The 22005-nt window shown below is 41.1% G+C and carries 31 protein-coding genes and 2 tRNA genes; 7 read left to right on the forward strand and 26 right to left on the reverse strand.

Going from position 1 to position 22005, the window contains the following annotated elements:
• Window positions 1-30 precede the first annotated feature (30 nt).
• The 6 genes from IPH70_04735 to IPH70_04760 all read right to left on the reverse strand — a co-directional run bounded on the left by IPH70_04735 (window position 31) and on the right by IPH70_04760 (window position 2462).
• Window positions 31-432 (reverse strand): NUDIX domain-containing protein, encoded by a 402-nt coding sequence (locus IPH70_04735; protein ID QQR63778.1) that lies wholly within the window; start codon window positions 430-432, stop codon window positions 31-33.
• A 22-nt stretch (window positions 433-454) separates the two neighbouring features.
• Window positions 455-682: a hypothetical protein gene (locus tag IPH70_04740; protein ID QQR64431.1), complete on the reverse strand. Its 228-nt coding sequence runs from the start codon at window positions 680-682 to the stop codon at window positions 455-457.
• A 25-nt stretch (window positions 683-707) separates the two neighbouring features.
• Window positions 708-938, reverse strand: coding sequence for a DUF1653 domain-containing protein (locus tag IPH70_04745; protein QQR63779.1), 231 nt, complete (start codon window positions 936-938; stop codon window positions 708-710).
• A gap of 18 nt (window positions 939-956) precedes the next feature.
• Window positions 957-1208, reverse strand: a complete 252-nt coding sequence (locus tag IPH70_04750) for a hypothetical protein (GenBank protein QQR63780.1) — start codon at window positions 1206-1208, stop codon at window positions 957-959.
• Between the two features lie 6 nt (window positions 1209-1214).
• The gene (locus IPH70_04755) at window positions 1215-1640 is read right to left on the reverse strand and encodes a DMT family transporter (GenBank protein ID QQR63781.1); all 426 of its coding nucleotides are present in this window, start codon (window positions 1638-1640) and stop codon (window positions 1215-1217) included.
• Between the two features lie 81 nt (window positions 1641-1721).
• Window positions 1722-2462, reverse strand: coding sequence for a VIT family protein (locus IPH70_04760; protein ID QQR63782.1), 741 nt, complete (start codon window positions 2460-2462; stop codon window positions 1722-1724).
• 93 nt (window positions 2463-2555) lie between these two features.
• On the opposite strand from IPH70_04760, the gene ung reads away from it, so the two are divergent.
• Window positions 2556-3221, forward strand: a complete 666-nt coding sequence (gene ung, locus IPH70_04765) for a uracil-DNA glycosylase (GenBank protein QQR63783.1) — start codon at window positions 2556-2558, stop codon at window positions 3219-3221.
• Window positions 3222-3257: 36 nt separating this feature from the next.
• Here the strand turns inward: ung and IPH70_04770 are convergent, their stop codons facing one another.
• The 3 genes from IPH70_04770 to IPH70_04780 all read right to left on the reverse strand — a co-directional run bounded on the left by IPH70_04770 (window position 3258) and on the right by IPH70_04780 (window position 5354).
• A complete protein-coding gene (locus IPH70_04770) occupies window positions 3258-4472 on the reverse strand; it encodes an NADP-dependent malic enzyme (GenBank protein ID QQR63784.1) in 1215 nt (404 codons plus the stop codon).
• A 78-nt stretch (window positions 4473-4550) separates the two neighbouring features.
• A complete protein-coding gene (locus IPH70_04775; GenBank protein QQR63785.1) occupies window positions 4551-4937 on the reverse strand; it encodes a cupin domain-containing protein in 387 nt (128 codons plus the stop codon).
• An 81-nt stretch (window positions 4938-5018) separates the two neighbouring features.
• Window positions 5019-5354 (reverse strand): hypothetical protein, encoded by a 336-nt coding sequence (locus IPH70_04780; GenBank protein QQR63786.1) that lies wholly within the window; start codon window positions 5352-5354, stop codon window positions 5019-5021.
• A gap of 349 nt (window positions 5355-5703) precedes the next feature.
• Between IPH70_04780 and IPH70_04785 the strand changes: the two genes are divergently transcribed.
• Window positions 5704-5776: transfer RNA gene (locus tag IPH70_04785), tRNA-Gln, on the forward strand.
• Between the two features lie 10 nt (window positions 5777-5786).
• On the opposite strand, the gene IPH70_04790 is transcribed toward IPH70_04785, so the two are convergent.
• Window positions 5787-6629, reverse strand: a complete 843-nt coding sequence (locus IPH70_04790) for a hypothetical protein (protein QQR63787.1) — start codon at window positions 6627-6629, stop codon at window positions 5787-5789.
• Between the two features lie 295 nt (window positions 6630-6924).
• Between IPH70_04790 and era the strand changes: the two genes are divergently transcribed.
• Window positions 6925-7806 carry a GTPase Era gene (gene era, locus IPH70_04795; GenBank protein QQR63788.1) on the forward strand — a complete coding sequence of 294 codons (882 nt, stop codon included), beginning with the start codon at window positions 6925-6927 and terminating at the stop codon, window positions 7804-7806.
• Here the strand turns inward: era and IPH70_04800 are convergent.
• The 7 genes from IPH70_04800 to trmD all read right to left on the reverse strand — a co-directional run bounded on the left by IPH70_04800 (window position 7803) and on the right by trmD (window position 14027).
• Window positions 7803-9194: a glutamate--tRNA ligase gene (locus IPH70_04800; GenBank protein QQR63789.1), complete on the reverse strand. Its 1392-nt coding sequence runs from the start codon at window positions 9192-9194 to the stop codon at window positions 7803-7805. The genes era and IPH70_04800 overlap by 4 nt on opposite strands.
• Before the next feature lie 93 nt (window positions 9195-9287).
• Entirely contained in the window at window positions 9288-10688 is a 1401-nt protein-coding gene (locus IPH70_04805; protein ID QQR63790.1) for a GldG family protein, read from the reverse strand.
• A 28-nt stretch (window positions 10689-10716) separates the two neighbouring features.
• Entirely contained in the window at window positions 10717-11418 is a 702-nt protein-coding gene (locus IPH70_04810) for an ABC transporter permease subunit (protein QQR63791.1), read from the reverse strand.
• Window positions 11419-11424: 6 nt separating this feature from the next.
• Window positions 11425-12108: an ABC transporter ATP-binding protein gene (locus IPH70_04815; GenBank protein ID QQR63792.1), complete on the reverse strand. Its 684-nt coding sequence runs from the start codon at window positions 12106-12108 to the stop codon at window positions 11425-11427.
• A gap of 6 nt (window positions 12109-12114) precedes the next feature.
• On the reverse strand, window positions 12115-12660 hold the full coding sequence (locus IPH70_04820) for a superoxide dismutase (GenBank protein ID QQR63793.1): 546 nt from the start codon (window positions 12658-12660) through the stop codon (window positions 12115-12117).
• A gap of 129 nt (window positions 12661-12789) precedes the next feature.
• A complete protein-coding gene (locus IPH70_04825; GenBank protein ID QQR63794.1) occupies window positions 12790-13230 on the reverse strand; it encodes a cupredoxin domain-containing protein in 441 nt (146 codons plus the stop codon).
• 41 nt (window positions 13231-13271) lie between these two features.
• Window positions 13272-14027 (reverse strand): tRNA (guanosine(37)-N1)-methyltransferase TrmD, encoded by a 756-nt coding sequence (trmD, locus tag IPH70_04830; protein ID QQR63795.1) that lies wholly within the window; start codon window positions 14025-14027, stop codon window positions 13272-13274.
• A 151-nt stretch (window positions 14028-14178) separates the two neighbouring features.
• Here trmD and IPH70_04835 point away from each other — a divergent pair, with 151 nt between their 5' ends.
• Window positions 14179-14361, forward strand: coding sequence for a membrane protein insertion efficiency factor YidD (locus IPH70_04835; protein ID QQR63796.1), 183 nt, complete (start codon window positions 14179-14181; stop codon window positions 14359-14361).
• Here the strand turns inward: IPH70_04835 and IPH70_04840 are convergent.
• From IPH70_04840 to IPH70_04850, 3 genes are read right to left on the reverse strand one after another with little or no spacing between them, the layout of a single operon-like run.
• Window positions 14358-15086, reverse strand: a complete 729-nt coding sequence (locus IPH70_04840) for a hypothetical protein (GenBank protein ID QQR63797.1) — start codon at window positions 15084-15086, stop codon at window positions 14358-14360. The two genes, IPH70_04835 and IPH70_04840, sit on opposite strands and share 4 nt — an antisense overlap.
• Complete coding sequence (locus tag IPH70_04845) at window positions 15070-15366, reverse strand: MGMT family protein (GenBank protein ID QQR63798.1); 297 nt, start codon at window positions 15364-15366, stop codon at window positions 15070-15072. The genes IPH70_04840 and IPH70_04845 overlap by 17 nt, the downstream gene beginning before the upstream one ends.
• 10 nt (window positions 15367-15376) lie before the next feature.
• On the reverse strand, window positions 15377-15763 hold the full coding sequence (locus IPH70_04850; GenBank protein QQR63799.1) for an HIT domain-containing protein: 387 nt from the start codon (window positions 15761-15763) through the stop codon (window positions 15377-15379).
• A 103-nt stretch (window positions 15764-15866) separates the two neighbouring features.
• Here IPH70_04850 and fbp point away from each other — a divergent pair, with 103 nt between their 5' ends.
• The 3 genes from fbp (at window position 15867) to IPH70_04865 (ending at window position 19136) form a co-directional block, all read left to right on the forward strand.
• Complete coding sequence (gene fbp / locus IPH70_04855) at window positions 15867-16817, forward strand: class 1 fructose-bisphosphatase (GenBank protein QQR63800.1); 951 nt, start codon at window positions 15867-15869, stop codon at window positions 16815-16817.
• A gap of 42 nt (window positions 16818-16859) precedes the next feature.
• Window positions 16860-17873: a type I glyceraldehyde-3-phosphate dehydrogenase gene (gene gap, locus IPH70_04860; GenBank protein ID QQR63801.1), complete on the forward strand. Its 1014-nt coding sequence runs from the start codon at window positions 16860-16862 to the stop codon at window positions 17871-17873.
• A 69-nt stretch (window positions 17874-17942) separates the two neighbouring features.
• A complete protein-coding gene (locus tag IPH70_04865; GenBank protein ID QQR63802.1) occupies window positions 17943-19136 on the forward strand; it encodes a phosphoglycerate kinase in 1194 nt (397 codons plus the stop codon).
• An 8-nt stretch (window positions 19137-19144) separates the two neighbouring features.
• On the opposite strand, the gene IPH70_04870 is transcribed toward IPH70_04865, so the two are convergent.
• The 6 genes from IPH70_04870 to IPH70_04895 form a co-directional block, all read right to left on the reverse strand.
• The gene (locus IPH70_04870; protein ID QQR63803.1) at window positions 19145-19558 is read right to left on the reverse strand and encodes a DUF192 domain-containing protein; all 414 of its coding nucleotides are present in this window, start codon (window positions 19556-19558) and stop codon (window positions 19145-19147) included.
• On the reverse strand, window positions 19543-20415 hold the full coding sequence (locus IPH70_04875; protein QQR63804.1) for an alpha/beta fold hydrolase: 873 nt from the start codon (window positions 20413-20415) through the stop codon (window positions 19543-19545). The genes IPH70_04870 and IPH70_04875 overlap by 16 nt, the downstream gene beginning before the upstream one ends.
• Before the next feature lie 69 nt (window positions 20416-20484).
• A complete protein-coding gene (locus IPH70_04880) occupies window positions 20485-20997 on the reverse strand; it encodes an AAA family ATPase (GenBank protein QQR63805.1) in 513 nt (170 codons plus the stop codon).
• A 24-nt stretch (window positions 20998-21021) separates the two neighbouring features.
• Entirely contained in the window at window positions 21022-21405 is a 384-nt protein-coding gene (locus IPH70_04885; GenBank protein QQR63806.1) for a hypothetical protein, read from the reverse strand.
• Window positions 21402-21845 carry a hypothetical protein gene (locus IPH70_04890; protein QQR63807.1) on the reverse strand — a complete coding sequence of 148 codons (444 nt, stop codon included), beginning with the start codon at window positions 21843-21845 and terminating at the stop codon, window positions 21402-21404. Before IPH70_04890 ends, IPH70_04885 begins: the two co-directional genes overlap by 4 nt.
• Window positions 21846-21868: 23 nt before the next feature.
• Window positions 21869-21942, reverse strand: a tRNA-Pro gene (locus IPH70_04895).
• Window positions 21943-22005 lie beyond the last annotated feature (63 nt).

A 22005-nucleotide genomic window follows, 5' to 3' on the forward strand; every position in this document is an offset into this window, starting at 1 on the left:
TTGAATACTATAGTATACCATAGATCCAACCTAATCTATGAGGTCCTTCTCTTTTAGATATGCGAAGATGATACGATCTACGGGAGATAAGAGCTTGGGGTCGGTATCTGACGTAAGCCAACTCATCTCTTCAATTTCCATGGATGGTGTTAATTCTCCCTTATACTTGCCGGTGTAGCATGTCATCTGGACAAAAACTCCCTCTGGTTTTCCGTGAGCCTGTGCTTTGAAAGTCCCAAGATATTTCAAGGTATCGGGAACGAGATCTGCAGTAAGTTCTTCTTTAATTTCACGAATTATTGTCTGCTGATCTGATTCTCCTGCCTCGCGTTTTCCTCCGGGAAGATACCAAGCATCTTTTCCTTTGGACCGTGTCGAAAGAATCTTCCGATCCTTAATATAGATCCAGGCAAGTTTATCTATGAGATTCATGTAGAAAGTATAGCAGGAGGAGTTAGAACTTGAAGACTTCGAGTAGTCGGTAGACAAAGAATGCTGGCCAGAGTATCGCCTTCAATATCGCAACAACAACCTCTTGAAAAGTATTGGAGTGCTGTAGATAGAACACAGCCGCCCCAATCATTCCTAATCCATACATACCATTTCCGCCGTGATGACCGTAATTCTTACGACTACCACAGTCATGATCACACTCACAGTTCTTATCTTTTACTTTTGCCATACACCCTCACTATATCAATTCTTAATTACTTATCAAGTGATAAATCACTCTCCCAAAAAATTTGAGGAACGGACTTTCCATTCAAAACAATATCTTCTAGAAACATATGCTTTGGTCTTACCCAGAGCTTACTCCTTGGATTGTCATACAAGCATTCATATACGACCATCTCCTCGAGAGTTTCTGAGTGAAGAGCCACACCGATTGCTCGATACATATTTCCCGTCTTTGAGTGCCTATATCTTCCTAACTTCATTTGTATTTAGTTGTTGAATTATTTTCCCCAACGCCAGCGAGGCTTCTCCCCTGTTTTATAGCAGATGGCAATGAGTACCAATGTAAGCACGATTGATTGAATAAGAAAAGGACGCAGCGTATCGCTGTTTGAATGAGATATCGAGTCGAGCCACATAAAATTCCAAATCTCAATTACGAGGAATGTGAAGAGAACCAACCATCCCTGCCAAGTAGCAGGATACCATCCCCACCCGTAGTTCTTTGACTTAAACCATTTAATATTTTTCATATATTTCTACCTCAAAGCAACATATAGACCAAGGGACATGATGACTAGACCTATAAATAATCTTGGGCTAATCGCTTCTTTAAGGAGAAAGTATGCGGCAATTGCGCCCACTACTGGTAATAAAAGACCGAATAGTTGTTGTTGCCAAACAGACATATACCTAAATGCGACTACTCCTAACCAAAAAGCAAAAAAATTAATAAATCCAGCTATCAGAACAAACCATATATAATTTTTTTCACTAAAAGACCTAACAAGTGAGTTTTTCTCAGTCAACAAACTCATAGCCACTGACATAAGACAAACTACCCCAGTAGAGATTGCCAATAAGGAAAATGTAGAGATTTTTTCTCCCCCTTTCTTCAATAGTGGGTAAATGAGAGAATAACCAACGGTAGAAAGCAGCATTATGATAACTCCGACAGCACTCATAGTAGTATTATAAATCAGCAATTAAAAATTCGAGACAGTGACAACAAAAGTTGTGCTGCCGCGCCATATTAGTTTAGACGGTTATATGCTCGTCTGCACGCCAAAGAGATAACCAATTGAGTAAGTAACTACCATTGCCACCGCTCCCCCAATTACCACGCGCATAATGGCTCTCATTAATGGCGCTTTGGAAATTTTTGCGCTCACTGTTCCAGTTATCACAAGTGCTAATATCACAGAAAAAAACGTTGTTGGAACTCTTATATTTTCTGGAGGCAACATCACTGCAAGTAGCGGAATAGAAGAACCTACTAGGAATGACACTGACGATGCTAAGGCAGCGTGCCAAGGGTTTGTGAGATTGTTAGGATCAATTCCTAACTCAGCGTCCACATGCGCCTTATAGGGATCCTCTGCTGATAGCTCCTTCGCAACCTGAATTGCGGTTTTCTTAGAAAGTCCTTTTAGTTCATAAAGACCAGCAAGCTCCTTGAGTTCCATCTCAGGGAAATGCTTAAGCTCGTATTTTTCTTTTTCCAAAAGTGCAATTTCAGTGTCACGTAAGCTACTTACCGATACATACTCTCCAGCGGCCATTGATATAGCACCGGCTATAATGCCAGCCATACCTCCTGTAAAAATTATGTGCGCAGATGCCGTAGCACCAGCAATTCCAACCACTAGTCCAGCAATTGAAACAATGCCATCATTTGCTCCAAGCACCAGTGCTCTGATGTAGTTGAGCCTTAAGTTGATATTTATATCTTTATGAAACTCTGGATGTGTAATTGTATTAACTGGCTCCTTTTTTAGGTCGGGCATTATATAAGTATAGTCCTCTTTCCACACACTGAACAATCGAAAATTTAATTGTTATAGCGAAATATATTGAGTATCATTCCCTAAAATCTAGCTATGCAAGATATCAGAATTGAAACAACTTGGAAGGATAAACTTTCGCAAGAATTTACTAAGTCTTACTGGAAGACTCTTAGCAGTACTGTTAGAGAACAATACTTAAGTAAAATAGTCTACCCGCCCGCCAAACAAGTTTTCCGCGCTTTCGATCTCTGTCCCTTCGAAAAAACTAAGGTCGTCATCGTCGGGCAAGATCCCTATCACGGCCCGAATCAAGCAAATGGACTTTGCTTTGCGGTGAATGATGGAGTAGGTCTTCCCCCATCGCTGAAAAATATTTATAAAGAGATAAAAAGTGATCTTGGCGTTAGCTCCTTAGAATCCGGAGATCTGACACGGTGGGCCTCTCAAGGAGTCTTGATGTTAAACAGCGTGCTTACGGTACTCGCGAACACTCCCGCCTCCCATAAAGATATGGGTTGGGAACAGTTTACCGACGCCGTTATTCATTCCCTTAACGCAAAGAAAAAACACGTTGTTTATATGCTCTGGGGAAAGTATGCCCAGGCAAAAGGATCGGTAATTGATCGAGAGAACAATCTCGTACTTACATCAGGTCATCCATCCCCGTTCTCAGCCACTCTATTTTTTAACAACCATCACTTCAGCAAATGTAATAGCTATCTAGAAAAGCATGGACTCAGTCCTATCGATTGGAGATAGCCTTGCGACCTGTGAGGTCGTGAGGAGGGGTGAGGATTAGACAATGATTTTATCCTCTGCTTTTGCATACTTGAGAACTGCTTTTGCAACGGTCTCCGCAAGTTTTGGAGTAAATGGTCCAGGAATAATCGATTGTGCTGTTGGTTTTTTAATCATGCGCGCAATTGTGTCAGATGCCGCCTGCTTCATCTGAGGAGTAATCGTTTTTAGACGACCTTTGATAACTGCGCGAAAAATACCGGGGAATGCGAGCGCATTATTAATCTGATTGGGTAGATCGCTTCTTCCCGTTGCAACAACAGCCGCACCTGCGGCTTTTGCATCTTCGGGCATAATTTCGGGAATGGGATTTGCCATCGCAAATACAATCGCGTTTGGAGCCATTCGTTTAATCATCTCGGGCTTGATACTCCCAGGGCCCGAAACACCGATGATTACATCTGTCCCTTCTATCACCTGAAGTAAAGATCCTGATTTGCGATGAATGTTTGAGAGACTTGCGACTGCCTGCTTATAGATGTTGAGATTATCACGACCTGGGAGAATCGCGCCTTTCTTATCCACGACAATAACATCCTTTACGCGCGCACCACCTGGAACGATCTCGCATCGATCGCTTCTGCACTGAAGTCCAAGAAGCATCTTTGCGGTCGCAAGTCCAGCAGCGCCTGCACCGACGATCACCACATGAAGATTCTCGTACTTTTTCCCCACTACCTTCGCTGCATTTTTCAGCGCTGCAGTTACCACAACCGCCGTACCGTGCTGATCATCATGAAAAACAGGAATCCCGATATCCTGCAGCGCCTCCTCGATCTGAAAACAGCGAGGAGCACTAATATCCTCAAGGTTGATTCCAGCAAACGTAGGTGCAATAAGCGACACAAACTTAATAATCTCAGAGGCATCCTGCGTATTGATCACCAAAGGCACGGAGTCAACGCCTGCAAACTCTCGCATGAGAAGTGACTTTCCTTCCATGACTGGGAGAGCTGCTTCTGGTCCGATGTTGCCAAGTCCCAGAACAGCGGAACCGTCGGATACGACAGCAATCGTTCGACCTCTCATAGTGTATTTAAAAGAATTGCTAGGATGCTCGGCGATCAATTTACTAACTGCACCGACGCCTGGAGTATAAACCAGAGACAGATCTTGTTTTGTTTTGATAGGACGGACTGAGGAAGTGATAAGTTTACCCTGATATTTCTTATGAAACTGGAGGGCAGCTTTATCTATCGAAGAACTTTTCATGAGGAAATATCTTAGGTCAAATCCGAATATAATGCAATTTAATTAGCCGTCGTACTTAATAAGTACTTGAGAAGCTCTTTATTCTGTTGTTACCCCGTCGAAGTGTTCTTCCTTTTCATCAGCCTTTGTTTTCTGCACCGTACCATCTTTATGCTCAGGTGGTGTGTAAACCGTATAGAGTTTAAGATCCGTGGATCCAACATTCATAATATTATGTACAGTATCCTGTGGAATTATGATTGCATCGTTTGCTTTCAGAATTCCCTCCACTCCATTAAGAACCGATTTTGCCTCACCTTGCTCGATACGAATGAACTGATCGAGCTTATGAACCTCCTCGCCAATCTCCTCCCCTGGTTTCAGACTCATCAGAACAAGTTGGCTATTGTGAGCGGTATAAAGAACTCGGCGATAATCAGTATTTTCTAAAGTAGCTTTTTCTAAATCAATCTTAAAGCCTTTCACGTCTTGATTATATACCTCTACAATTGGAGTGCAAGATGTAGAATTCTTGAGCGGTAGTTATTTTTCGACTTTTAGACGCACTCACCTTTTTGGCTCTGGTTGTTTTGGAACAATCGTCCTCAAAACTTGTGTTCCTGTTTGAACAACTGTTTCAGGAGTTTTAAATTCTATATTGGGAAAAGATTTTCTAAATTTAGGTCTTTGCCCCGCGTCTAGTAGACCATCAAGAATTTGTTGATCTGAAAGCAAGTGAACTACGTGATCTCTCGAAGACTCATTGGCGTTTGATTCATCAGCATACCCAAGTCTTCGCGCTGCATACTTGTCAATCTGACCATCGGTCAGCGTTATGCCTGCATGTTCTGCCATTACGGAAGCCTGTAGTTTGGACGACTCTTCACTAGATTCAACTGTCATAGCTAAATACATAGTACACCTCTGAGTAATTTTATTGTAGGCAATTTTAAATTAGGTTTAAGAATGTAATGAAGGTGCTGCGACTGGTTGACCGTATCGGTACTTACTATTCTTCAAGATTTTCAAAACGACCATCTTCGTATGGTGGATAGCAAACTTCAGAAAAAAACTAAAGTTGAGTTTTTATCGGCTCCCCAACAGCATGAATTGTCCTTTTGAACTGAGATAGAAAAATCTTTAGCGGTTTCAACCTTAACAGGATATTTACGCTTCTTTTATTTCTACCATGCAGAAAGTATAGCAAGAGCCTGATGAGAACGGGCTAATCATTGGTATAATAGAGTACAGTTGCCCGGTCGTCTAATGGCAGGACAGCAGCCTTTGGAGCTGCTTATCGAGGTCGAATCCTCGCTGGGCAGCCATCTTCTCACCTTAGCCCGAGAAACTGCTTCCAAGTCTAGCGAAGATTTTCCCCATCGGCCCATTACCGTTAGCTATCTTTGCACCAATGGTGTTCCACCATACCCTATCAACCATGACCTTCGCGCCGGTGAAACTGTAAGGAGATACTTCTTGACACCTTTGAAGAAAATCCACCCAAGGTACGTACACTGCATTGAAATACTCGCCATCCTTCACGGGATCGAGTTCTCCAATATGGGTGGTGAACTCATTAGCAAGACGCATTAATGATGAAAATTTTTCTCCGTCATCTTTCGGCTTTAAGCCCGATGGTACTCGAACCAAATATCGCATTGCATGCGTTGCTGGACTGAATACAGGAAGTATTAGTCCTTCAGCAGTTTGAAGTTGCCATACTTCAAATGCTTCTTTGGGCATTGACATTCTTACGTCGTCGAAGGCGAATTGAACATTACCTTCTTGATCTATATCGTTACCGACCACAAACTGCTTATATCTTTTACGCTCTGGCCACCCTGAATATCGCACTCCTTCGATAGAAATAGGTACCTCTGGAAAAGCTGCCTCCATCTCTGCTTTCGCAACTTGGAACATTGGGAGATCTTCACAAAATGCGACTACATCTATATCTCGCACCGTACCATCGTTACGAACTGGATTGTACGGAACTTCGTTTTGAAGAGAGAATGACTGAGTAATTGTATTTACGTGTCCAAGAGATGTGTTCGGGCCGATCCTCGAAGAGACTACTCCGCCAACATAGACGAAGGGAAAACCAAATCCCGTAAGTTTTGTGTGAATCTCGGCAAGAGTTGGTTGGCTATTTTCCTTGCGTGGACTTTTTTCTTTCATGAAGGGATTATTATAATGAGTTGAATTGATTTTCTCAATCAAAATAATAATAATTTGCTATGATATCTACTTATGGTGGAGCGTGGCACAACAACATTCAGAGAAGGTCAGTTCAGCAAACTGCAAGCTGCTCTATTTATAAGAGCGGTATATTTACTTGGCCAGCTCCCGCCTATCGTTGACGACTCTAAACCAAAAAATCATACTTATAGACCTGTCTTTAGATACTGCGCACGAAAAAAGTAATCCTGCCCCATTCGGACGGTATAAGGACTAATGTGTTAAAATATAGCTGATGGAACAAGCTAAATTGAAGGCTGGCACTGTACTACTTATAGGCCGTCCTAACGTGGGAAAATCAACCTTTGTTAATAATCTTATTGGTCAAAAGGTCGCAATCACCTCACATAAGCCACAGACAACTCGATTTCCAATTCATGCACTGCTTGAGGAGGAACGCGGAACTATTGAGTTTGTCGATACCCCCGGAATTTTTGATAAAGTCCGCGACACTTTATCCAAAAGAATAAATCAGCAAACCCTAAGCGCAGCAGAAGAATTTGTTGATGTGGTTATTTATATGGTAGATCACACACGCAGACGAGACTTCGAAGAGTCAAAAGTGCTTGGAATTGTACGAAAGATAAATAAACCAAAGATTCTCGTAATTAACAAGATAGATCAGGATGATGAGACCTACCTTCCTCAGTACGAGTTCCTCCGTGATGAGTTTCCTTTTGTTTATAAAATATCTGCCATTAATAAAATTCATGTAAAGCCACTTCTTGATAAAATCTTTGACTTGTTACCAGAGCGGACTCCTGAGCAGATTCACCACAGCCCAACCGGACATCCTCTCCTTAACATGGATAGTAAAACATTTATTGCCGAACTCATTCGAGAAAAAATATTTCTAAAGATGGGAGAGGAGATCCCCTACACAGTTATGTGCGTGGTTGATGAGATAGAAGATCGAGAGAATGGGATGAAGTATATAAAGGCCCGCATCCTAACTACTGCCGATAGATATCGACGAATGATCATAGGTTCTGAAGGAAGAAAAATTAAGGAGATGGGAAGTATGGCAAGAAAAGAAATTGAACTCGCAATTAATAAGAAGGTTTTTCTTGATCTACGAGTTGATGTCGATCCTCACTGGCAGGAACTAATGTTCTAAATCTTTAGCCTCTTTAAGGACTCTTCTTTACCAAGGAGCTCCATTGACTCATTAAGAGGAGGAGAGATTTTCTTTCCAGTAATAATTACTCGAGCAACCATAAAGAATTCACTATTTTTTACTCCTTCTTTCTCTGCTAGTTCTTGCAGAGTCTTACCGATCTCCTCCGCCTTCCATTCCTTAAGAGTACTTAGCGTTTTATGCATTTTACTGACAAGTTCCTTATATTTTTTTTCATCAACCTCGTATTTTTTTGGAGCCTCAAAGAAAAACTCAGAGAGCGGATAGTAATCCGAAAGTTTCTTGATTCTCTCCTTCACTAAAGGAATAGTTTGGTCGATCAATTCTTTAGGGTATTTTCCTTCATAAAAGGAGTTAATTTTATTACTTAGGATTTCATTGTCCATAGCTCTAATATAAGAGCCATTCATCCACTCTAACTTAATCACATCAAATGCAGGACCGACCGGCTTCATATCCTTCAGGTCGAAGACCTTTATAAATTCCTCAAGGTCAAAGATTTCCTTCTGTTTTGGGTGCGACCAACCCATTAAGGACAGGTAGTTAAGGATTGCCTCTGGAAGAAATCCCTGTTTGAGATACCACGAAGCCCATACGGGATCTTTACGCTTGGACATTTTTGATTTATTGGGGTTTCTGAGAAGAGGCACATGGGCAAAGATGGGTTTTTCCCATCCGAACGCTTCATAAAGAAGCACATGTTTGGGAGTAGAGGAAATCCACTCCTCTCCTCGGATGACGTGTGAAATCTTCATAAAGTGGTCGTCGACAACTACAGCTAAGTGGTAGGTAGGAAATCCGTCCGACTTCATGAGAACCTGATCGTCAAGATTATCCGTGTTGATGACAATGTCCCCGTGAATGAGATCATTAAATTTCACCTCAATCTTCGGCTCGACATTCAGACGAATTACATACTTCTCGCCGTTATCTATTTTTTTCTTAATCTCTTCTTGAGATCCGAGACAGTGCTTGTCATACTTTGAAATCTGCTTATTTTTTTGCTGCGAGTCGCGAAGTTTTTCCAGCCTCTCCTTTGAGCAGATGCAGTAGTAAGCCTTGCCCGATTCGATGAGATCCTTCGCATATCTTTGATAGATTTCGAGTCGTTCAGACTGACGATATGGACCAACCGCCCCTTCTTTATCTGGACCTTCATCATAGTTGATACCATAGTCTTTGAGTGTCTGAAGGAATTTCTCCTCCGCTCCTTTTACTAAACGAGCTTGATCGGTATCCTCAATGCGAATGATGAACTCACCTTCGTGCTTTTTTGCAAATGCGTAGTTCAGGAGCGCTGTATAGACGCTACCGATGTGAAGATCCTCACCAGTTGGCGATGGTGGTATTCGCGTTCTAACGTGCATTGAAACATTATAGCTTATAACTTAGAACTTGTTCCGACGACCCCAGTGTCGGAATCCCGACTTCGTATCGGGGGAACTTAGAGCTATTATAATTTACTTTTGTCGCGACCGTTTTATTAGAATAACTAGACCAAAGACAGCAAATATTGTTGGACCAAGAAAAATTTGTAGGTATTTGATTGTGTTTTTCACTGGCTCAGAAAACGGTGGTAGTGGATAATATTCTACTGCCCGACTTCGAATACCACTTAATGCCCCTCCAGACGCATACTCGCTCAAGGCATTCATAACAAGCTCCATATTGTCATTAGTTCTTGAGAGGAAGCCATCAAGAACAAATCTTGAGGAAGGGATAACTATAAATCTTCCCTTTCCATAATTTCCAGAAACGATAAGGGGAAATGACTCCTCCTTTACCTTTCCCGAGGGAGCTGTGGTCTGAGGGCTTAAATTAAAATTTTTAGTTTCATGCCATGACTGAGGCTCTGATCTGACAAGTGTCGTAATCTTTTGAGATGTAGAAACAGAGGATGCCCAAGGAAATACGAGCACCTTAACGTTCGAAAGTAACGACTCTTTCGCCAACTCGTTCGTCTTTATCCAGTATGAATAAGGAAGTACCATTGGCAAGGAGCTCTGACTTTGACCAAAGCTTACTAACTCCGCAGCTTTAGATCTCACCAGATCTTTGGCAAGTGTAATGCCCAATGATTTTAATAATGCAAAAAGATCGTGAGTTGCATCTTGTGCAAGAAGCGTGTCGTTCACTGTCACACCATCAACAAAAAACAATATTGATCCTCCATTTTGGAGATATTCCTTCAGTTGAAAAGTTTCATCCTGAGTATATTGTTTTACATCGCTACCAAACACGATCAAAGACCTGAACTGAGCAGATGGTGTTGCGGTCTCTTCTATTCCGAACTGTGACTGTGAAACTGTTGCGAGGGACTGGAGTTGACTTAGACCTTCGGGCGCTCCAATTACTCCAACTATTGGTAGCGCTGGTGTACTTAGTTTATACAATACGCTTGTTAGGTTGTACTCTAGGTCTCGAACATCTGTTACTTGAGGAAGCGAAGCATGCTTACCATCATACGAGATTCCGATACCAAAATATGCATTTTGCACTGCAAACTGATCCTGATCCTGTTGAGAAAACTGCAGCCGCGGAATTGAGTAATTCTGCATATCTTGCTGGGCCTTTGTGTCGTTGTCCGGATCCTTAAGGAGATATGTTATTTTTTTACCACCAGTTTGTGAACTATACTCCTTTAGAAAATCATCTATCTCCTGCCGCACCGATGTCAATGTCGAAGGAATTTTTTTGGAACTAAAAAAAGTTATTGTTACCTGTTTTGGAAGTGATGAGATTATTTTTTTAGATGACTGAGAAATACTGTACGCTTGTCCATTTGACAAATCCAGTCTTAAGGAAATCGGACGTACTAATAAGTTTGCGAAGATACATGCTCCTAAAATTAGGATTGTCATCAATCGCTGTGGAATAGGTTTGCGCATATTAGTCCCTGTGCTCTAACTGCTTAATAACTGCGTACATGAATACCGCTGTGAAAGAGATAAAATAGAACATAGATCTAAGATCTACAATTCCCTTGGTGAAATTTTCAAGATTTGCTAGTGGGAGAAGAGGAGTGATGAGCTCTGACACAACCCGAGGAATAAACGACGCTAGTATATCTGCTGAAAATATAGAAAGACAAAAGAGAATTGTGGACGAAATAAAAAAGGCAAGAACTTGATTTGAGGTCTTCAATGACACATAGAGAGATAGCGTGCTAAACATCCCTGCAACTAGAATGAGTCCGAGGTATCCCACGAACACCTCCGGAAGGTATAGTCCTGAAATAAAGGCGAAGGAAACAGGCAGAACTAAACTCAGAAGAAATGTCGCGCCTATCAAACTAAGTACCGCAAGTAATTTACCAACAGCAATCTCCTTTTCTCCAAAGGGTAATGTAAGTAAGGTTTCTAGAGTTCCTGCCTTTCTCTCCTCTGCAAAACTTCTCATACATAACGCTGGGATGAGTAGAACCATAACCCAGTACATCGTTAGGAAAAAAGGTTTCATCGAGATAAGCCCTACTGAGTAGATGTCGCGAATAAATAATGCGTTAGCTATTAAGGTAGCCAATACAACGAGAATATATCCAAATGGGTTAAAGAAGTAATGTCTAAGCTCTTTTAGAAATATATGCTTCATATTTGATTAGTTTTTCACGAGTTTTTTAAATAACTTCTCTACCGCACCTTTCCCTCGAGGTTTTTTACCATCAAACACAATCTTTCCTTTGTGGAGAATAATAATTCTAGTGGCAATGTCCTCAACCTCAGATAATATGTGAGTCGAAAAAATGACAGAATTTTTTTTAGAAAATTTTTGAATCACATCTCGTATTTTGTCTTGCTCAATCGGATCAAGTCCGGATGTTGGCTCGTCAAGTATGAGAAGATCTGGCTCTCCCATCATTGCAGCAACCAATCCCACTCTCTGTTTAAATCCTCTTGAAAGTGTTTCTATCTTGGCGCTTAGCACATCTTTAACTCCGACAGTTCTAATTAACAAATCGTAGTCTTTTACTTTTTTCACATTCGCTACATATTCTAGATACTCACGAACCTTCATATCTCCATACAGTGGATTGTTTTCCGGCAGATACCCGGTAATCTGTGATACAGCTTTACGCTGGTAGACCGGATCAAGTCCACAAAGCGCAATTGCACCTGTGTGAGTTTTGAGATATCCGGTAATTAGTCTCATCGTAGTCGTTTTGCCCGCCCCATTAAGTCCGAGAAAACCAATGATCTCGCCACGTTTGACGGTAAAAGACAGTGAGTGAAGAACTACTTTTGTGCTAAAGGATTTAGAGACTCCCCTTACGGATAAAATCATAGTGAGTTATTTACACTGACAGTCGCCACAATTCCCCTGACAGTCATGTCCTTGTGAGGCGATTGCGTCAAACCCCTCTGAGACAATATCCCAGTTTAGATTTTCGAAAAAAGACTCGATATACTGCGCTCTATTGACGCCATAGTCTATAAAGTAAGCATGCTCATACGTGTCAAGTGCGAGGATTGGAGTAGCACCCCAAACGGGATATGTGTTTTGCGCATCTCCGAGGTAGTTAAAGAGTCTCTCTTCGACGTGATTCCACGCAGTCCAGACCCATCCGCGAGCAGCAATGCCTGTCGCCTTCAGATCTAACTTATACTTTTCGAACGATCCGAAATCTTTTTTAATCTGAGCAGCTAGATCGTCTTTAGGTGCTCCTCCTTTACCACCAAGGTGACCAAAGTAAATCTCATGATTTATGATTCCACCCCATGCGAAAGAAAGATCAACTTTTAGCGAACGCACTGTTGAAAATACTTGATTAGCTTTTGTGTAATCTTCTTCCGTAAGAGCCTTCAGTTTTTCCTGAATCTCATTGTACTTCGTCACGTAGCCCTGATAGAGCTTAAGGTGCTCTTCAATAGTCTTTGCAGAGATTCACTTCATCTGAGAAAGAGTTGGAGAAAAAGTTTTTGCTACAGCGACCATGTGTGTTTCTTAGAAATTAGAAATTAGAAATTATTCGACTACGAGGCTTCCCTTCATCCCCATTGCACGATGCGAACCAACGCTACAGTAGTACTCAAACGTTCCTTTTTTATTTGCGACGAACTCGATAGTCTCTGACTTGTCGGCTGCTAACTGCTTCGTTCTCGCGCTAAACTCATCGATTACCCAATCATGAAAACCTTCCTTATTAGTAAACACAATCTTTACCTTATCGCCCTGCTTCACCTTAATTTCTTTTACGTCGTAGGAGAAATTTGCTGCAGAGACTTCAAATGTTTTCGAGCTCTTTGTATCTTCATTTTCTTTCATCGCCTCCGTTGGAGACTCTTTCTTCTCCTCAGGTACTGCCATTTCCGTATCCGTTGCAGATGATTTCTGCATACCAAGATAAAAATATGCACCGGAACCAACAACCACTACCACAAGAAGAGCAAGATATACTTTGTTCATATGCCCACTAGTCTAGCAAGAAACTATACCTACTGTCAATGTTAGATACCAAGAAGGTCGGGACGCTTTTTGAGAGTTTCTTCAAATGATTTTTGGAGACGCCATTTCTCAATATCCGCATGATTGCCGTTCATCAAAACTTTCGGAACAGTTTGCCCCTCGAACACTTCAGGTCGTGTGTAATGTGGATACTCAAGTAGTCGAACCTCTTTTACTCCTCTGTCCGCTATTTTTTTCAATGTAGAATTCTCTCCTATTATTTCAATTAAATGACTTAGTGGATAAATTTGAAATGATTCAATTACCGTCGCTTCCTCTTTTTTCAAAGCCCCAGGGAGCAGTCGAACTACCGCGTCAACAACTGCGGACACAGCAATCTCTCCTCCAGTCATCACAAAGTCGCCAACCGAAATTTCCTCATCGACCTCGGTCATAATTCTCTCGTCAACCGCTTCATAGTGACCAGCTACTAAAATCAGATGATCAAGTTTCGAAAACTCCTGCGCTTTTTTCTGATTAAACGGTTCTCCCTTAGCCGAGGTTAATACCATTTTTTCTGACTTTTGACCACTGGCTACTGACTTCAGCGCTAGACTTAATACGTCGACTCGCAGGACCATCCCCGCTCCTCCTCCATACGGCTTGTCATCTACGCTCTTATGGGAGTCTGTTGCGAAATCTCTAAAGTTCACAACCTCAATCTCAACCACGCCTTTCTCCTGAGCACGTTTTACGATACTCTCTTCAAAAAAGCCTTCGATCATCTTTGGGAAGAGCGTCAGAACAGTAATTTTCATGTTACTATTGTAACAGATGCTGGTTGTGAGGTTTGGAAGGCTATAAGGTTGTAAGTATAGCTAATAAGTTAACTTGCTAACTAGTTTACCGGTTAACCTAAAAACAAAGTTTCAAAACCTACAACATTCCAAATTTTTTTTAGACCAGATTATGAAATCGATCCTTTTATTTCTCATTAGAGTTTATCAATCACTTCCTTTTCCAAGTTATTGTCGGTACAGTCCAACCTGTTCTTACTTTACTTATGGAGCTATTAAGAAATACGGGGCAACGAAGGGTTTATGGATGGGTTTTAAACGAATTCTTAGCTGCCACCCTTGGTCCAAATCTTAAGTGCGAAGAAACGGCTTAACCATTTTCGCTATTTTACCATCTTTAAAGTCAGTAATAGGCTGTCTAGGATTATCGTATATAGGGTGGTCTTCGTGGAGATGGTTGAATGGGTAAAAACCTAGCTCCTGTAAAATTGGACTATACTCAGACGACTGTTTCCCACTGAAGTCAAGCGTCTGAACACCTAACTGTTTGAGCGAACCAATTGTCACTGCAGTGAGTAATTTTCCAAAGCCTTTTTTTTGATGCTCATTCTCGACTTGAATTCCATATAGGTGTGGCGATTTATCTATTTCTTGAAAAGGTATACGCTGCATCATAAGTCCTTCGTCAACGACCTTCGGCTCGAAAGACCTAAGTTCAAATAAACGCGATCCTCTGTTGCCATTGGCAACTACCCCATCACTCTTTCGTGAGATTCTGTAGTCATGCCATCCTACGGCTCTGAAGACGTCCTTACCATCCTCAACGACGCGCTCAAAGAGATCGATTATTAGTATTTCGTTCACACTTTCCCAATCATTATTCTTAAACGATTCTTGAGCAGTTTTATACTCATCTGCTCTGTTAGGAATTTTTACATTTCTGGCTGTCAGAATAAAGCTTCCTTGTTCAGTGCTTAGCTCAAGAAATCCTGTAGCAATGAGTTTTCTTATGTGATCTTTAACTAATTCAATGTCTTTTTCATCCTCGCCAATCTGCGGATCTTCAGCTCTTGAGTCCATACTTTTTTAAGTCGACTTTATTTTTAACAAACTTCACAGATTCACTCTCAAGTATTTTTCGTTGCTTATCTGGCCCACCAAACGCAAAGCCAGATGCAATCGATCCATCGGATTTAATAACGCGGTGGCAGGGAATTTTAGGTGCTCCTTTGTTTAGATGCAGAATTCGCCCCACATGTCTCGGGTTGAGACCTAATTGTTTTCCTATCGCTCCGTAAGTTGTCACCTTTCCTTTTGGAATCCTAAGTAGAAGTTTGTATACAGGATGTAGGTCTTTCATAAGTTATACGTTATACAAACTTCTTAATTTTCTGCGCTGTTTCCTCCATCTGCTCCTGAGAAAATTTCTTTGTGTCCGGAACGAACATCGTCTCATCTTCGTATCGAGGAAGTACATGAATATGGGCATGGGGCACCTCAAGTCCATGTGTTACATAGGATACGAAATATGGATTTAGCGCCTTCTGAAGAGCTTTTGTCAACTTGTTCACCGAGTTCCAATATTCCTCAAACTCTGGCACATCATAGACCCAGCGATGATGATTTTTGGGAATTACAAGTGCATGACCTCTGGTTCTTGGAAAGATGTCGAGGAACCCAAAAAAAAGTTCGTCCTCAAACAGTTTATACGAAGGTAGTTCTCCTTTCACGATTTTGCAGAAAATACAGTCGTTCATCGAGTTATTATATAATAAGTTCATAAGTCATCCTCGCGAATGCGGGGATCCATGGATTCCCAACCTGCCGGCAAGAAAGTCAAGTTGGGAATGACAATGTCCTATGAATAAAATAACTACTCTCACAGAGTTTGTGCTTCAGGAAGAACACCGCGTCCCCAATGCAACAGGACGACTCACCCTCCTTCTAAATCAAATTGCAGAAGCAACTAAAATCATTGCGTCACATGTGAAACGCTCAGGACTTGCAGATATTATTGGCAAAAGCGGAAAAACTAATAGTTACGATGAAGAGACTCAAAAACTTGATGAGTACAGTAATACCTTGCTCGTTGAGATGCTCTCCAACAGTCAACAGGTTGCTCTTATCGGCTCTGAGGAACTAGAAAAATCCATTGAAACCAGCTATCCAAAAGCTGAGTACTCGGTGTTTATGGATCCACTTGATGGCTCCTCGAACATTGATGTAAATGTGAGCATTGGAACGATATTTTCGATTTATCATCATGACAAAGGAACTCTTCAGCAGGGGAAACAACAGGTAGCAGCAGGATATGTGCTTTACGGATCGAGTGTTATGCTTGTATACACAAGTGGAAATGGGGTTAATGGTTTTACTCTTGATCCGGCAATCGGAAGTTTTCTCCTGTCACATCCCAATTTGAAAATACCTGAAGAAAGTAAAGAGTACTCATTCAATGAAGGGAAATATAATCTCGTAGACGACTATGTCAGGAAATATCTTGACGCGATCAAAAAGGAAGAAAAACCATACCAACAGCGATATGTAGGATCAATGGTGGCAGATCTTCATCGCATTTTGATTAAAGGAGGTATCTTTCTTCACCCCGCAGATAAAAAAATGCCTAACGGCAAACTCAGACTTATGTATGAGGTGAACCCGTTTTCTTTTATAGTCGAACAGGCTGGAGGAATGGCAATCTCAAATAATAAAAACCCACTTGATATTGTCCCCCTAGAATTTCATCAAAGAGCTCCGATTGTAATCGGCAGTAAGAAGGAAGTCGAAAAGTATCTTTCATTTCAAAGATGAGCAAGGCTTGATACTTGATGCTAAATACTCCATACTAATTCTATGAAACGAATACGTGTCGGTCTAAATGGATTTGGAAGAATTGGTCGGGCCTTCACACGCATCGCGCTCACAGAGGATCGGTTTGATGTAGCGGTAATCAATACCAGGAAGACAGAAACCGCAATGATGGCGTATCTTCTCCAATATGACACCGTATACAGAAACTTTCATAAGAAAGTCGAGGTACAGAGCGACTCTCTTGTTATTGAAAACAAAACAATCGAAACTGTCCGCAACGCTGAGATCGAGTCAATCCCTTGGGAAAAATATAATGTCGATGTGGTAGTAGACGCGACCGGCGCTTTCATGAAGGAGGAGGAGCTATCAAAGCATCTGAGAGGATCTGTAAAAAAAGTTATTCTAACCGCTCCATCAAAAGATGATACTACTCCTCATGTTGTACTCGGAGTAAATGATGATGGCATCAACTTTAAGAACCAGCATGTGATCTCAAACTGTTCATGCACCACCAACTGTGCATCACCTCTCTTCAAGGTTCTGAACGATTCTTTTACAATTCTGAAGGGAGAACTTACAACGATCCACGCGGCTACTCTTACTCAAAGCCTTCTAGATGACACGGGCAAATCCTTTGATCGATCGCGTGCAGCATTTCAGAACATCATTCCTTCAACATCAGGTGCGGCAAAGGCCGTCGCTAAAACTATTCCATCACTGAAGGGAAAGATTGATGTCTCCTCTATTCGAGTTCCTGTTCCCGTTGTCTCCTTGTGTGATGTGAGCGTTCTGGTAAACAAAACAACAACTCCTGAGGAAGTAAATAATGCATTTAAAATCGCTTCACAAACATCGATGAAAGGAATTCTGCAATATCAGACAGAAACGCTCGTCTCATCGGACTACATCGGGAACACTCACTCTTGCATCTTCGACTCTAACTATACTAAGGTCATCGATGGAAATCTGGTAAAGGTTTTTGGATGGTACGACAATGAGTGGGGATATACGAGTCGACTAATCGACCTCGTCGATCGCCTTAGCCACTTCGTCTAATTTTTATTTCTAATTTCTTATTTCTTATTTAACATTTCACTAAAAAATAAAAATTAAGAACTAAGAACTATGCCAATTACTTATATCGATGCAGTTGAAATAAAGAACAAAACCGTTTTATTAAGGGCTGACTTTGACGTTTCTCTCAATGAAGACGCAACCATTGCGAACGACCTTCGAATTCAACAAAACATTCCCACGATTCAATACCTACTTAAAAATAACAATAGAATAATCTGCGTTGCCAAACTTAACAGACCGCACGGACGAGATCGTGACCCTAAACACTCGCTCAAGATAGTTGTAGAAAGACTAAAAACCTATCTCCCAGATAATACCATTACATTGATCGATGACTTTCTCACAACCGACCCATCAATAATCAAGAGTCAAATCTCAAAAGAAATTTTGGTACTTGAAAACATTAGATTTTATAAAGAGGAAAAACAGAACGACCCAGAATTTGCAAAAAAACTCGCACTGCTTGCTGACGTGTATGTTAATGATTGTTTTGCTATGGCTCATCGCACAGAGGCTTCAGTTGTAGGAGTTCCTCAATTTATTCCCAGCTATGGAGGACTCCTACTCAAAAAGGAGGTTGAGACAATCTCTAGAATAATCGACGAGCCAAGAAAACCAGTTGTTGTCGTACTCGGGGGATCAAAAATTTCTACCAAGATTAATCTCATAGGAAAGCTCCTAAACATTGCGGACCACGTATTGGTAGGTGGTGGGATAGCCAACACATTTCTAGCAAGTCAAAACATAGAAGTTGGAAAAAGTATTTTTGAGTACGACGAAAAAGAAAATGCCCGACGACTTCTCTACGAGGCAAAGAGAAGAAATGCAGAGATCGTTCTTCCGTCCGACTCGGTTGTTGGAGACCCAACAAATACCACGCAGGGTGGCGTAGTGAAAAGCAATGACCAAATTACTCGAGAGGACAATATCCTTGATATTGGTCCGGAAACCCAGGCTAGATGGGGATCGCTAATAAACAGTGCCAAAACCATTATTTGGAATGGTCCTGTCGGCTACTTCGAAAATCCTCAGTATCGACGTGGCACAGACTTTATCTACTACACTGTTGCTCACACCGAAGATGCGGTCTCTATTGTGGGTGGTGGTGATACGCTTGCCGCAATTTCAAAAAAAGAATATCTTGACAACATCACCCATATCTCCACAGGAGGTGGAGCAATGCTCGAGTTTATCGAGAAAGGAACCCTCCCCGGTCTTGAAGCCCTAAATCAGACTGATTAATTTTCAAATTATTTTCTTATTATCTCTACTACTTTATCTACAGGAGTTGAGGACTGAATGATTACAGTAGATTTGGTTTTTTCGATGGATGGCAAGTAGTCATGTCCTACAACTGCATTCCCATTCATCCAGTACACGTCAAGATCTACAAGAGTGTTCTGATTCCAGAATATCTGAATTTTAGGTTTATCGAATAGAAAAACCATTCCATCAGCGTCCGACAACTTTCTCACATTCATGAGTCCGTTCGTATGTTCAATCTCGTTATCTGCAACTAGAAGCTTATAGACTTTACCGTCGATGGTCACATTCTGCGTCTCTGCTGGAAGATTAAATTTTGTAAAAAATTTTTGAAAGTAAAAACCAACGGCAATAAATGCAATTATGAGAATAAATACTACCTTTTTCATTTTTCTGTCCATTTATTAATTTCATTACACACTGTTACCTCATATTCTTTAAGATTGTGTAGAGCATTTTCAATAACAATGCTTCCATATTTCTTGGATCGATTGTTTAGATCGAACCACTCTCTTAGTTTATTGCCAGATCTATCCGCATACTCGTCAGAGCCGGCTAAAACGATAAGCATTGGAGTTTCAACTGACTGAAAGGTGATTGGCTTTTTATTATGAGAGTAGGTAAATATTTCCTCTGAGCTCTCTGGGGTATATAAACTTAAGAATCGCTGAGCATCGATTAATTCACTTGGCCAGTATTTTTCAGATAGAAGCGCTTTAGGTCTTCCCTCTTCTACTTGCTTGCGAGCATAGGCTAATGCTTTTTGGTATAGACCTTTATCTGTGATTAATTGAACTGCAGCATAGTCGCTAAGTGGACACAGTAAAACAGTACCAGAAACTTTTTGTTTATTTGTTGTTTTTGAAAGATAGAATACTGATTTCTGACAACCAGTTGAATGACCTACCAAATATACTTCATTAACTCCTCGCTTATGGCAAAACTCCACAGCTCCCTCAAGATCATCAACACAGTCCTCAAAGATTTCGTGGGCCGTACCCGCGACTATGCTATCGTAGCCTTTTGGGTTTAATGGGTTAATTTTTTTAATCCGTGAGACCACATCATGGCCTCTGTTATTGAACGTTAGAACTGAGGTTACTTCATCGACCAACGGATAGAGTTTGTCCCCGGAGAATAAAGTCGAGGTCAAACCATGAACATTAATAAAGATGCGCTTTGGATTTGACGGACCCAACCATAATCCGTTCAGGACGAATTTCTGCGGAGTAACAATCTCAACAATATCCATAGTCATGCAGAAAGTATATCAAACTAGCCAGGCCGTACGACCTACGAGGTCGTACACTACCAGAATTGAGAAGGTTTAAGAATTGGCTATTTTCAATATCTCGTCAACGACTTTATCAAGAGACTGAGAGGCATCAATCGTCAGCGTTCTTGGCGTAAGTGATTTATACCATCCCAGTACAAGCTCCAATTCAAATGGAGACTTTCCAAAATCATTTGAGATTCTGGTAGACAGTCTGTGTCTAAGAGTGTTTTCATCAATGATCAATTCGATTTCCCGAGCAAATAAATCACTCATATCGTTTTCATTACCAGTAACGCCACACAGAAAAATAATTTTATCCTGAGCGTGCTTATGCAACTCTTCAACTTTAGAGCGAATCATCAACCATTCATATTTTTTGTGGAACGAAGGTGTATGAACTTTATATTTAGAAAGATTTTTAGCGATGTTGTTAGTTTTTCTATTAAACCAATAGTTAAAGCCCTCCTCGTCCGCATCGTGAGATTCGTACCCTCGTTTATTTAGCTCCTCACTAACCGTGGACTTCCCTGTACCTACCATTCCAGTGATATAAATCAAAGCCATGAAAGAAAGTATAGCAAAGTAGATTTATTGATTTGTCGATGGAGCAAAATCTAGTTGATGCTCCGGAATTCCGATTGAGATTCCGTAGTCTCTAGCGTCCTTATACTGCTCGGGCTTTGAGAGATCGACCTTGAAGACCTGACCGTTAAAGATGATAAAGTGATAGTGGTCATTTTTGTAATCGATATACCATTGTGGATGTGTTGGATCAAATGACTGGCAAAATAGTTCCGCTAATCCTTCTGCTTTTTTCTTAGGAATTTCCACAGTATGAAGAGTCCACTGTACAACCCAAGGTGTTTTGTGATGCAGCGTGATTTTTTCAACCTTCGTATGTAAAATCTTTACCTTCTTAAGAATTTTCTTATCTCCCAAACTCTCTTCTATTATTACTCCTTTGTAGTTCATGCGTAGATTTTTTGTAGTCTTGAAAGTTTTTCTGTAACTGAATTCAGTGCCTCGACTGTGTTTGGAGTACCGTTACCAAATCGAATTACTCCACGAGTTTCCTTCTTTAGAGAACCAGATAAGGGGTCTGTAACTTTTTCATCTCTGTAACCAAGTTCAAAACTTCTTTTACCTCGGTCAAAGTAAATAATTCTTCGGACCGTTTTTGACCCGTCCCTTCCTATTACATTAGTTATTTCACACACCGGCTCTCCATCGAAGGTCGTAAAGGTAGCAACATCAATCAGCTCATCCATTGAAAAATGGGACACTCTCAAGCCTTGACGTTTTGCGACGACGGCGGCAGTTTCGGACATAAGTTGTTTTGCCGAGGTTAAGGTTTGTTCTGCTGAAAGAAGTGTTTCTGGCTGCGCTGTTTCTTGTTCTTGAATTTCTGTCATAGACTAAAAGAATTATAACTATGTCGGGGTGACAGGACTCGAACCTGCGACCTCTCGCTCCCAAAGCGAACGTTCTAGCCATCTGAACTACACCCCGAAAAACTCAACTCTTGCAGCGCGAAACTGAGAACTCAAGCCAACCACTGAATATTGCGCAGAA

It is taken from the genome of Candidatus Roizmanbacteria bacterium, from assembly GCA_016699265.1.
Classification (GTDB): Bacteria; Patescibacteriota; Microgenomatia; order UBA1406; family GWC2-37-13; genus CAZLQR01.

What these genes read in the sequence shown, in the direction of transcription:
- IPH70_04735 (QQR63778.1), bottom strand. Translation starts at nt 432, where the DNA reads ATGAATCTCATAGATAAACTTGCCTGGATCTATATTAAGGATCGGAAG.
- IPH70_04740 (QQR64431.1), bottom strand. Translation starts at nt 682, where the DNA reads ATGGCAAAAGTAAAAGATAAGAACTGTGAGTGTGATCATGACTGTGGT.
- IPH70_04745 (QQR63779.1), bottom strand. Translation starts at nt 938, where the DNA reads ATGAAGTTAGGAAGATATAGGCACTCAAAGACGGGAAATATGTATCGA.
- IPH70_04750 (QQR63780.1), bottom strand. Translation starts at nt 1,208, where the DNA reads ATGAAAAATATTAAATGGTTTAAGTCAAAGAACTACGGGTGGGGATGG.
- IPH70_04755 (QQR63781.1), bottom strand. Translation starts at nt 1,640, where the DNA reads ATGAGTGCTGTCGGAGTTATCATAATGCTGCTTTCTACCGTTGGTTAT.
- IPH70_04760 (QQR63782.1), bottom strand. Translation starts at nt 2,462, where the DNA reads ATGCCCGACCTAAAAAAGGAGCCAGTTAATACAATTACACATCCAGAG.
- ung (QQR63783.1), top strand. Translation starts at nt 2,556, where the DNA reads ATGCAAGATATCAGAATTGAAACAACTTGGAAGGATAAACTTTCGCAA.
- IPH70_04770 (QQR63784.1), bottom strand. Translation starts at nt 4,472, where the DNA reads ATGAAAAGTTCTTCGATAGATAAAGCTGCCCTCCAGTTTCATAAGAAA.
- IPH70_04780 (QQR63786.1), bottom strand. Translation starts at nt 5,354, where the DNA reads ATGACAGTTGAATCTAGTGAAGAGTCGTCCAAACTACAGGCTTCCGTA.
- IPH70_04790 (QQR63787.1), bottom strand. Translation starts at nt 6,629, where the DNA reads ATGAAAGAAAAAAGTCCACGCAAGGAAAATAGCCAACCAACTCTTGCC.
- era (QQR63788.1), top strand. Translation starts at nt 6,925, where the DNA reads ATGGAACAAGCTAAATTGAAGGCTGGCACTGTACTACTTATAGGCCGT.
- IPH70_04800 (QQR63789.1), bottom strand. Translation starts at nt 9,194, where the DNA reads ATGCACGTTAGAACGCGAATACCACCATCGCCAACTGGTGAGGATCTT.
- IPH70_04805 (QQR63790.1), bottom strand. Translation starts at nt 10,688, where the DNA reads ATGACAATCCTAATTTTAGGAGCATGTATCTTCGCAAACTTATTAGTA.
- IPH70_04810 (QQR63791.1), bottom strand. Translation starts at nt 11,418, where the DNA reads ATGAAGCATATATTTCTAAAAGAGCTTAGACATTACTTCTTTAACCCA.
- IPH70_04815 (QQR63792.1), bottom strand. Translation starts at nt 12,108, where the DNA reads ATGATTTTATCCGTAAGGGGAGTCTCTAAATCCTTTAGCACAAAAGTA.
- IPH70_04825 (QQR63794.1), bottom strand. Translation starts at nt 13,230, where the DNA reads ATGAACAAAGTATATCTTGCTCTTCTTGTGGTAGTGGTTGTTGGTTCC.
- trmD (QQR63795.1), bottom strand. Translation starts at nt 14,027, where the DNA reads ATGAAAATTACTGTTCTGACGCTCTTCCCAAAGATGATCGAAGGCTTT.
- IPH70_04835 (QQR63796.1), top strand. Translation starts at nt 14,179, where the DNA reads ATGAAATCGATCCTTTTATTTCTCATTAGAGTTTATCAATCACTTCCT.
- IPH70_04840 (QQR63797.1), bottom strand. Translation starts at nt 15,086, where the DNA reads ATGGACTCAAGAGCTGAAGATCCGCAGATTGGCGAGGATGAAAAAGAC.
- IPH70_04845 (QQR63798.1), bottom strand. Translation starts at nt 15,366, where the DNA reads ATGAAAGACCTACATCCTGTATACAAACTTCTACTTAGGATTCCAAAA.
- IPH70_04850 (QQR63799.1), bottom strand. Translation starts at nt 15,763, where the DNA reads ATGAACGACTGTATTTTCTGCAAAATCGTGAAAGGAGAACTACCTTCG.
- fbp (QQR63800.1), top strand. Translation starts at nt 15,867, where the DNA reads ATGAATAAAATAACTACTCTCACAGAGTTTGTGCTTCAGGAAGAACAC.
- gap (QQR63801.1), top strand. Translation starts at nt 16,860, where the DNA reads ATGAAACGAATACGTGTCGGTCTAAATGGATTTGGAAGAATTGGTCGG.
- IPH70_04865 (QQR63802.1), top strand. Translation starts at nt 17,943, where the DNA reads ATGCCAATTACTTATATCGATGCAGTTGAAATAAAGAACAAAACCGTT.
- IPH70_04870 (QQR63803.1), bottom strand. Translation starts at nt 19,558, where the DNA reads ATGGACAGAAAAATGAAAAAGGTAGTATTTATTCTCATAATTGCATTT.
- IPH70_04875 (QQR63804.1), bottom strand. Translation starts at nt 20,415, where the DNA reads ATGACTATGGATATTGTTGAGATTGTTACTCCGCAGAAATTCGTCCTG.
- IPH70_04880 (QQR63805.1), bottom strand. Translation starts at nt 20,997, where the DNA reads ATGGCTTTGATTTATATCACTGGAATGGTAGGTACAGGGAAGTCCACG.
- IPH70_04885 (QQR63806.1), bottom strand. Translation starts at nt 21,405, where the DNA reads ATGAACTACAAAGGAGTAATAATAGAAGAGAGTTTGGGAGATAAGAAA.
- IPH70_04890 (QQR63807.1), bottom strand. Translation starts at nt 21,845, where the DNA reads ATGACAGAAATTCAAGAACAAGAAACAGCGCAGCCAGAAACACTTCTT.